The following is an 8,469-nucleotide window of genomic DNA, read 5'->3' on the forward strand; positions in this document are numbered from 1 at the left end:
AGTAATCAGTAATCAGTAATCAGTAATCAGTAATCAGTAATCAGTAATCAGTAATCAGTAATCAGTAATCAGTAATCAGTAATCAGTAATCAGTAATCAGTAATCAGTAATCAGTAATCAGTAATCAGTAATCAGTTAAGAAATTAACGTTTTCCATCCTAAAATAGATTTTACTTTTTATTTTGCAAGAAGTATATTATTTTTTACTGCTAATTTTCAGGGTAAAAGGGTTTTGATTTCCTTGGCTATCTCCTACATAGATTAAATATTTCCCCGGTGCCCAAACTCCCCCCATTTGCGGGTATTTTCCTTTTATGGATTCTCCTAGAATACAATAGCGATCGCCTTCCCCTGGCCCTAAAACTAAAAGAGTTGGTTTTCCTTGAGTTGTTTCAACGGTAACACTCATTGAGTAGTTTTGTTGTGATAAATTAATAATATAATTTGGTTGAGAAGCAATATAACCGCAATCGCCACTATTTTTACTTCCTCCTGTTACGCCTTTTATTTCTTGATTAGAAGATGTTTGAGCAAAGGAATTAAGAGAAATTTGACTAATAAAGAAAGTTATCACAATTGTGGGAAAAAAACAAATATGTTTTAATGGGGTAATTAATTTAAAAATCATAGGAAATAAATTTTGGTATCTAGTTATTGTTACCATAGACTAGAAATCGTCATAAAATGTTCGCACAATTATTATTAATTTTATGTTATCTAATTCTGCTACTCGACCTGAAAATTTAAACAAAATCGTCGAAAAATTCAAGCGCCACGATAATCCGAAACAAAAATATGAACAGTTACTCTGGTATGCTAAAAAATTAACTCCCATGACACAAGTAGCCAAAACTGAGGAAAATAAAGTTTTAGGTTGCGTATCTCAAGTTTATATTACTTCTAATTTAGAACAAGGAAAATTATTTTATCAAGGGGATTCTGATGCGCAGTTGATAAAAGGGTTAGTGGCTTTTTTGATAGAAGGTTTAAACGGGTTAACCCCCCAAGAAATTATTAATTTGACTCCTGATTTTATCGAAGAAACAGGTTTACAAGTTAGTCTGACTCCTTCTCGCGCTAATGGATTTTTAAATATTTTCAAAAAAATGCAACAACAAGCCTTTCTTTTCAATGCCTAAATCACCTTAAAACATCAACAATTTAAGGAAAAGCTAAGTAATTTAATCATTTTAGACTTAGCGTCTATTATTTTACAACTCTATTATTTTTTACTTTTATCTAATTATTTTTACTTTCTCTTAAGAATAAATATCCATGGGAATAGTGAAACCCAGTAAAGAAAAAGAAATAAGATCTTGAAAATAAATAAGAAAAGGATCTAAAGATGGTAAACTTAGATTCTATCATAAATCTGACGATGCACAGATTATTTCATCTTTAATTTGGATGTCATAAAACTATTTAATAACATAAATTGAATTATAAATAATCTCCTTAGTTAAATTAATAAGAGATTTTTTAAAGTTGAATCATTGATATTAAAATAATGATAAATTTATAGTCCTATGTTTTCATAACAAAACTAACTATTTCAAATAAATAATTATTTAATTAATTTATATATTCACTGTTTAAATACTAATTATTAGCCATTAATCTTAGTTTATACAATATGTCAATTTTACATGGTAGCTTTTTAATAAAAAATGAAGAGAAATATTTTTTTATTTGGAGTGAAGAATGGAAACAATTAGAAAAAGAAAAATATGATTTAGAAGCGGAATATTTATATATATATCCTTTTTTAGTTGATAAGCCAAATCTTTTATATTCCCTATTAACAAAACACAGTTATGATAATTATTTACAAGAATATAAAGATAATTTAGAGCAAATTTGGCAATGGGAAATGGTATTATTTCCTTCCCAAAAAAAACCAAAATCAAAAACAGTTATTCCCTTATTATATGAGCAATTTGTCAATATAAATAATAAACTAAGTTCAGTTATTTTATATCCTTGGGAAGTGGGAGGCTTTAAATTAACTATTTCTCAATTACTAGATTTTTTACAACAATTACCATTAAGTAAACTTGATTATATCGGATCTGATCTTCGTTTTTGGAGTCATATTTATCGCTGGAGTTTAGACTTAATTTGTCGGCAAAAATTTTTACCTGGTATAGATACTAATAATAACAGTTTTTGGCAACCTTTACTAGATAGTAACATCGATCAAAATAGATTAGCAAATTTTATTCAATCAATGCCTTCTCTTTGTCGTTGCTATGTAGAATCAGAAGAAGATCCTATTATTCAACAACAGGAATTAATCTTAGATTTTTTAAAAACAATTTTAGATACTCAAGTCAGAAAACTATTAAATGGCGATTGTTTAATCCCTAATAATGATTTAATTATTCAACCTTGGTTAGAGTCTTTAAATAGCAATAAAAATTCTATTTCTAATCTGTCTTCTATAGATAATAAAAGGTTGAAAATGGCTTTTGATAGTTGGACATTATCTATTCAAGATAATTTAATTACTGCGGATTATCAACTGATTAAAAAACAGTATCGTATTTGTTTTAAATTACAACCTCCTGCACCACAAAGTCAAGTAGATAACTATGATAATTGGAAAATAAATTATTATTTACAAGCAGTAGATAATCCTGATTTTTTGATTCCTACAGAAAAAATTTGGCAAAATTATTACAGTGAATTGAATATTGAAGATCGTATCATTGAAAATCCTCAAGAAATTATTTTAAAAGGTTTAGGATTAGCTAGTCGATTTTATGCACCAATTGCACAAAGTTTACAGGAATCTATGCCTAATTTTTGTACTTTAAATGCCATTGAAGTTTATCAATTTATTCGTAGTGTAGTTTGGCAGTTACAAGACAATGGTTTGGGTATAATTTTACCAAATGGTTTGGCTAGTGGCGTTGATGAAAAACGCTTAGGGGTAAAAATTGAAGCAAAAGTAAACCTCAAAAAAGGTGAAAGATTAAACTTAAATAGTTTGTTAAATTATAATTTAAAAGTTGCCGTTGGTGATCAAACTTTAACAAAAAAAGAATTTCAAAATTTATTAGCTCAAAAATCTCCTATAGTAGAAATAAATGGACAATGGTTAGCTTTACAACCTGCTGATGTTAAAGCCGCCGAAGACATTTTAAATGAGGCAGAAAATAATATTAATTTAACAGTGGAAGATGCTTTAAGGTTAAGTAGTGGTAGTGGTGAAACTATTGCTAAATTACCTGTAATTGCCTTTGAAAGTAGTGGGGCTTTATCGGATTTAATTAATAGTATTAATGATAATCAGAAAATAAAAATTTTAGCTACTCCTAAAGCATTTAAAGGCACTTTACGCCCTTATCAAGAAGCTGGTTTTAGTTGGTTATACTTCCTTGAAAAATGGAGTTTAGGTGCTTGTTTAGCTGATGATATGGGATTAGGAAAAACTGTCCAATTAATTGCTTTTTTACTTATGTTAAAACAAGAAGATTTATTGACAAAACCAAGTCTTATTGTTTGTCCAACTTCAGTTTTAAATAACTGGGAAAGAGAAATTGAAAAATTTGCTCCATCTTTAAAAGTTATTATACATCATGGAGACCAAAGAACCAAGGAAAAAGTATTTTTAAAACAAGCAAAAAAAGTTGATATTATTATTACCAGTTATGCTTTAGTTTATCGAGATTTAGATACCTTTAATATGGTAGAATGGCAAGGAATTATTCTTGATGAAGCTCAAAATATTAAAAATCCTCAAGCAAAACAAACTCAAGCTGTACAAGAGTTAAAGTCGGAATTTAGAATTGCTTTAACGGGTACTCCTGTCGAAAATCGTTTGTCAGAATTATGGTCAATTTTAGAATTTTTAAACCCGGGTTATTTAGGTACACAACAATTTTTTCAACGACGTTTTACTCTTCCTATTGAGAAATATGGGGATCAACATTCCTTTCAAATGTTAAGATCTTTAGTCCAACCTTTTATTTTGAGAAGATTGAAAACTGATAAGAATATTATTCAAGATTTACCTGAAAAACAGGAGATGAATGTTTATTGTGGTTTATCTTCCGAACAGGCTCAATTATATCAGAATTTGGTAGAAGAATCTTTGACAAAAATTAATGAAAGTAAAGGTATTCAACGTCATGGATTATTGTTAACTTTATTGATGAAATTAAAACAAGTTTGTAATCATCCAGCCCATTATTTAAAGGAAGAAACTCTCGATTTTTCTCCTCGATCTGGTAAGTTATTAAGGTTAGAAGAAATGTTAGAAGAAGTTGTGGCAGAAGGCGATCGCAGTTTAATTTTTACGCAATTTGCTGAATGGGGAAAATTATTACATCCATATTTAAAGAAAAAATTGGGAGTAGAAATATTATTTTTATCGGGAAGTACTACAAGAGAAAAACGTCAAGAAATGGTAGATCGTTTTCAAAATGATCCTCAAGGGCCACCTATTTTTATTTTATCATTAAAAGCGGGAGGAACTGGATTAAATTTGACAAAAGCAAACCATGTTTTTCATTATGATAGATGGTGGAATCCAGCCGTAGAAAATCAAGCTACGGATCGTGCTTTTCGTATAGGACAAAAACAAAATGTACAAGTGCATAAATTTATTTCTAGCGGTACATTAGAAGAAAAAATTAACGATATTTTAGAAAGTAAAAAACAACTGGCAGAACAAACAATTAATACAGGAGAAGATTGGTTAACAGATTTAGATACTAATCAATTACGAAACTTATTAGTCTTAGAAAGAAACGCTATTATTTAATAAGTAATCGAATAAAAAATGACTTTTATCAATGTTTAATATTAGGTATTTAATGGAGAAAAATTTAGATTTTAAACAACTTGATTAAGTTTAGTTTTGTGATCTTAATGAGTTTATTTTTGATTTTTATTCCCTAATCAAGGATAATAAATAAAGAAATAAAATTACCTTTCCTTAACTATTAAAATGTCAGAAGTTAGAAAAGCTGTTCAAAAACTTTATAACACATATCCTTTTCCACCAGATCCACTTTTGGACGAACCACCTCCGGGTTATAATTGGCGTTGGCATTATCAATCAGCTTATAATTTTTGTGCTGGGATGAAACCTTCACAAGAAAAAATACGCATTTTAGATGCTGGTTGTGGTACAGGTTCTGGTACAGAATACCTCGTTTTACATAATCCTTATGCGGATATTATCGCTATCGATTTAAGCGAAAATGCTTTAGCTACAGCGAAAAAACGTCTCGAAAAATCAGGAGTATTAGCTAATTTTCACGGTACAATTACTTTCAAACAACTTCCCCTTGAAACCGTTGATACCTTAGAGGAAAATTTTGATTTTATTAATTGTGTCGGCGTATTACATCATTTACCCGAACCAGAAATTGGTATTAAAGCCTTAGCCCAAAAGTTGGCAGTGGGTGGTTTGATGCACATTTTTGTCTATGGTGAATTAGGTAGATGGGAAATTCAATTAATGCAAAAGGCGATCGCCATATTACAAGGCGAAAAAAAAGGAGATTATGTTGACGGGGTAAAAGTAGGAAGACAATTATTCGCTAATTTACCCGAAAATAATCGTTTAGTGACTAAAGAAAACCAGCGTTGGCAATGGGAAAATCAACGAGATGAATGTTTTGCTGATATGTATGTACATCCCCAAGAAGTTGACTATAATATAGACACTTTATTCGACTTTATCGCTATCTCTGGTTTAGAATTTATCGGTTTTTCTAATCCTGATTCCTGGGAGTTAGAAAGATTAATGGGGAAAAATGATGATTTAATGAATCGGGCAAAAAATTTAACTCCTCAACAACGTTATCGTTTAATCGAGTTACTTGATCCTGATCCTATCACTCATTATGAATTTTTCTTGGCAAAACCGCCGTTTATTCGCCAAAATTGGCAGGATGATGAATTATTAAAACAATCATATCCTGAATTGAATCCTTGTATGTTGGGTTGGGAAAGTAAAAGTTTATTTAACTATCAATTTCAACCTATTACTATCTCTAATGATGAGTTTATTTTTATGCAGTCTTGCTCGTCTAATGAAGGTTTAACTGTAGGAGATATTCTTGCTCAAGTTAATTTTACCTTAGATCAAGTGCGATCGCTCATAAAAAAACAACTAATTATGTTAACTCCTTAACGACTCTCATCATTACATTAGGAAAATAATATTACCGTAGGTTGGGTTAAACTAAGTACGACTCAACAATTACGCATATATTTTTACAAGTTTTTGATGTTTTAATTCAAGCTATAAACAGAGGAGAAGAGATAATATTCATAGTTGAGATAAGATTAATTCTTGAAAAAAATGATTATATATATAAGACTTATCAAAAATAGCTTTTCATGCTTTACATTTTAAATATAATATCTTTTTCAGTCATAAAATTATATTTTAATAGCAAAAATTAACTTAAAAATTAGTAATTAATAGTTCAAAAATTTCGCCTCTTTTATTTCCTTTTGAATTAATATTTCTTCGTGCTTTTACTCTTTTTATATTATATTGCTTATAAAGTTCATCAAAAAAGTTATTGGAATTATCATAATTTTTCACATCAGAATTACTAAGAATAAAATAATTTCCTTGTCTATGGATTTCATCACAAAATTTTTTTAATCTTATTTGCTCATTATCATCAAAAATTTGTTCAGCATAAGATGTAAAAGAAGATGTTGAATTAAGAGGTTTATAGGGTGGATCTAAATAAAATATACTAGGTTTTATGGCATATTTTAAAGTTTCTTCAAAGTCACCTTGTAAAACTTTAACTTTTTGTAAATAATGATGAACAGAGATTAAATTATTTTTATCACAAATATTTGGTTTTTTGTATTTTCCAAAAGGGACATTAAATTTACCTTTTTTATTAACTCTATATAGTCCATTAAAACAGGTTTTATTCAAAAACAATAATAAAGCTATTTTTTCCAATGAATAATCATTAATAGAATTAAAAATTTCTCTCTTGGCTAAATAAAAATTTGCCTTTTCATCCGTATTCTTTAAGGTATAATAATTAGTCTCTATATCTAATAATAAATATATTAATTCTAAAGGATTTTTTTGTATTTCTCGATAAGCATTAACTAAATTATCATTAATATCATTAATAACTATATTTTCGATATGATTAAATTGATTTAAAATATGAAATAATACTGCTCCTCCTCCTACAAATGGTTCAATATAACAAAAATTTTCTTCATGAATAATGTTAGTAATTAACTGATCAATTTCACTAATTAACTGGGTTTTTCCTCCTACCCATTTAAGAAAAGGTTTTGGATTTTGTAAAGAAACAACCCCCGATGAAGACATAATTAAAACAGAAAAACATTTTACTTTTTCTAATCATACCTTAAAATCTTTTGTCTCAAAAAAAGGATGATGTGCGATCGCACTGGGAGAGGTGGGAGTTTTAGATTAAAATGAGATGGTTTTAAGTCTGTTATTCAAATTGTTTTAATTTGTTTTTGGCGTATGTTAATAATTCTTGAGACTTATTATAAGCAGTGGTGTCGGTGTTGACTTTTTCCAAGTTGCTAATAATTCCCTGTAATTCACCAATCACATAATTAGGATTACTACTGTTGTTATTTTTGATGAGGTTTTGAATCCCATTTTCTGCTTGAGTCAAATATTGGGATGATTCTACCTCTTGTTGATGCTTAATCTTAATTGTAGCTAAATTGGTGCTATAGTTTGCCAATAGTTTTTGTGCCTCTAAATACCCTGTATCTTCGAGAGGGATTGATTGTAAATGATTAATGGATTGTTGCCATAAATTCTCGCACTCCTTCCATGTCATGGCAGAATAAGGGGGATTTTGACATAATTTGGTTGCAGATGTGGCAAATTCTTGGGCTGCTGCAATTTTTGTTAAGGTGCGATCGCCCCCTGTTACTACTCCAGAAACTGCTTGAAAATCCCTTTCATAAGCAGGTAACTTATTTGCTGTCATGGTTTTAGCTAAGGTGCGATCGGGTAATTCCAGTAACTTATCAAGGGCGTTTTGCCATTCTTGTAGCGCCTGATTTTTATTCTCAGTATTTTGATAACTTTCCTTAGCAGATGCGATCGCACTTTCACCCTCAATAAAAATTGTTCGCATCTACAACCCTCATAAAACAGAAATATTGGGTTTAACACTGTTAATCCCCCTACTGGACAGAAATCTTAGTAGCATAATGGTATCATGCCCAGTCTATTATTTTGGATACTTCCCAATGTGGTATAAAGTACAGGCTTGATTATACTAAAAATTTCTAAACAAAACAGCTATTTTGATTTATCATTGGGAATAGATAAAAATTTCGGCGTTGCTGAATTAAAGTATGATTTTTAGATAAGGTGATGCCGAAGGCACGCTACGCGCACGTATCTTTATTACTCTCTTAAATTATCACAGAGGCGTGCTGTGTACCAGAGCCGACGAGCGATCGCTCGTAACTTGT

General features: G+C 29.7%; 6 protein-coding genes. 3 read left to right on the top strand and 3 right to left on the bottom strand.

Annotated elements, in window-relative coordinates; all coding sequences use genetic code 11:
* Nucleotides 1-196: 196 nt before the first annotated feature.
* A complete protein-coding gene (locus ACEW8E_RS01130; protein ID WP_373478502.1) occupies nucleotides 197-628 on the bottom strand; it encodes a hypothetical protein in 432 nt (143 codons plus the stop codon).
* An 82-nt stretch (nucleotides 629-710) separates the two neighbouring features.
* Between ACEW8E_RS01130 and ACEW8E_RS01135 the strand changes: the two genes are divergently transcribed.
* From ACEW8E_RS01135 to ACEW8E_RS01145, 3 genes are all read left to right on the top strand, one after another.
* Entirely contained in the window at nucleotides 711-1,139 is a 429-nt protein-coding gene (locus ACEW8E_RS01135; RefSeq protein ID WP_373478503.1) for a SufE family protein, read from the top strand.
* 494 nt (nucleotides 1,140-1,633) lie between these two features.
* Nucleotides 1,634-4,768: a DEAD/DEAH box helicase gene (locus ACEW8E_RS01140; protein WP_373478504.1), complete on the top strand. Its 3,135-nt coding sequence runs from the start codon at nucleotides 1,634-1,636 to the stop codon at nucleotides 4,766-4,768.
* A 186-nt stretch (nucleotides 4,769-4,954) separates the two neighbouring features.
* On the top strand, nucleotides 4,955-6,148 hold the full coding sequence (locus tag ACEW8E_RS01145; protein WP_373478505.1) for a class I SAM-dependent methyltransferase: 1,194 nt from the start codon (nucleotides 4,955-4,957) through the stop codon (nucleotides 6,146-6,148).
* Nucleotides 6,149-6,424: 276 nt separating this feature from the next.
* Here ACEW8E_RS01145 and ACEW8E_RS01150 read toward each other — a convergent pair whose 3' ends face one another.
* Both ACEW8E_RS01150 and ACEW8E_RS01155 read right to left on the bottom strand, forming a co-directional pair.
* Nucleotides 6,425-7,333 (bottom strand): DNA adenine methylase, encoded by a 909-nt coding sequence (locus tag ACEW8E_RS01150; RefSeq protein ID WP_373478506.1) that lies wholly within the window; start codon nucleotides 7,331-7,333, stop codon nucleotides 6,425-6,427.
* Between the two features lie 130 nt (nucleotides 7,334-7,463).
* Nucleotides 7,464-8,126, bottom strand: coding sequence for a hypothetical protein (locus ACEW8E_RS01155; protein ID WP_373478507.1), 663 nt, complete (start codon nucleotides 8,124-8,126; stop codon nucleotides 7,464-7,466).
* Nucleotides 8,127-8,469: the final 343 nt, after the last annotated feature.

This window comes from Geminocystis sp. (assembly GCF_041753295.1).
GTDB lineage: Bacteria > Cyanobacteriota > Cyanobacteriia > Cyanobacteriales > Cyanobacteriaceae > Geminocystis.

Bases quoted from the DNA above. Each gene is read 5' to 3' on its own strand.
- ACEW8E_RS01145 (WP_373478505.1), top strand. From the start codon at position 4,955: ATGTCAGAAGTTAGAAAAGCTGTTCAAAAACTTTATAACACATATCCT.
- ACEW8E_RS01150 (WP_373478506.1), bottom strand. From the start codon at position 7,333: ATGTCTTCATCGGGGGTTGTTTCTTTACAAAATCCAAAACCTTTTCTT.
- ACEW8E_RS01140 (WP_373478504.1), top strand. From the start codon at position 1,634: ATGTCAATTTTACATGGTAGCTTTTTAATAAAAAATGAAGAGAAATAT.
- ACEW8E_RS01135 (WP_373478503.1), top strand. From the start codon at position 711: ATGTTATCTAATTCTGCTACTCGACCTGAAAATTTAAACAAAATCGTC.
- ACEW8E_RS01130 (WP_373478502.1), bottom strand. From the start codon at position 628: ATGATTTTTAAATTAATTACCCCATTAAAACATATTTGTTTTTTTCCC.
- ACEW8E_RS01155 (WP_373478507.1), bottom strand. From the start codon at position 8,126: ATGCGAACAATTTTTATTGAGGGTGAAAGTGCGATCGCATCTGCTAAG.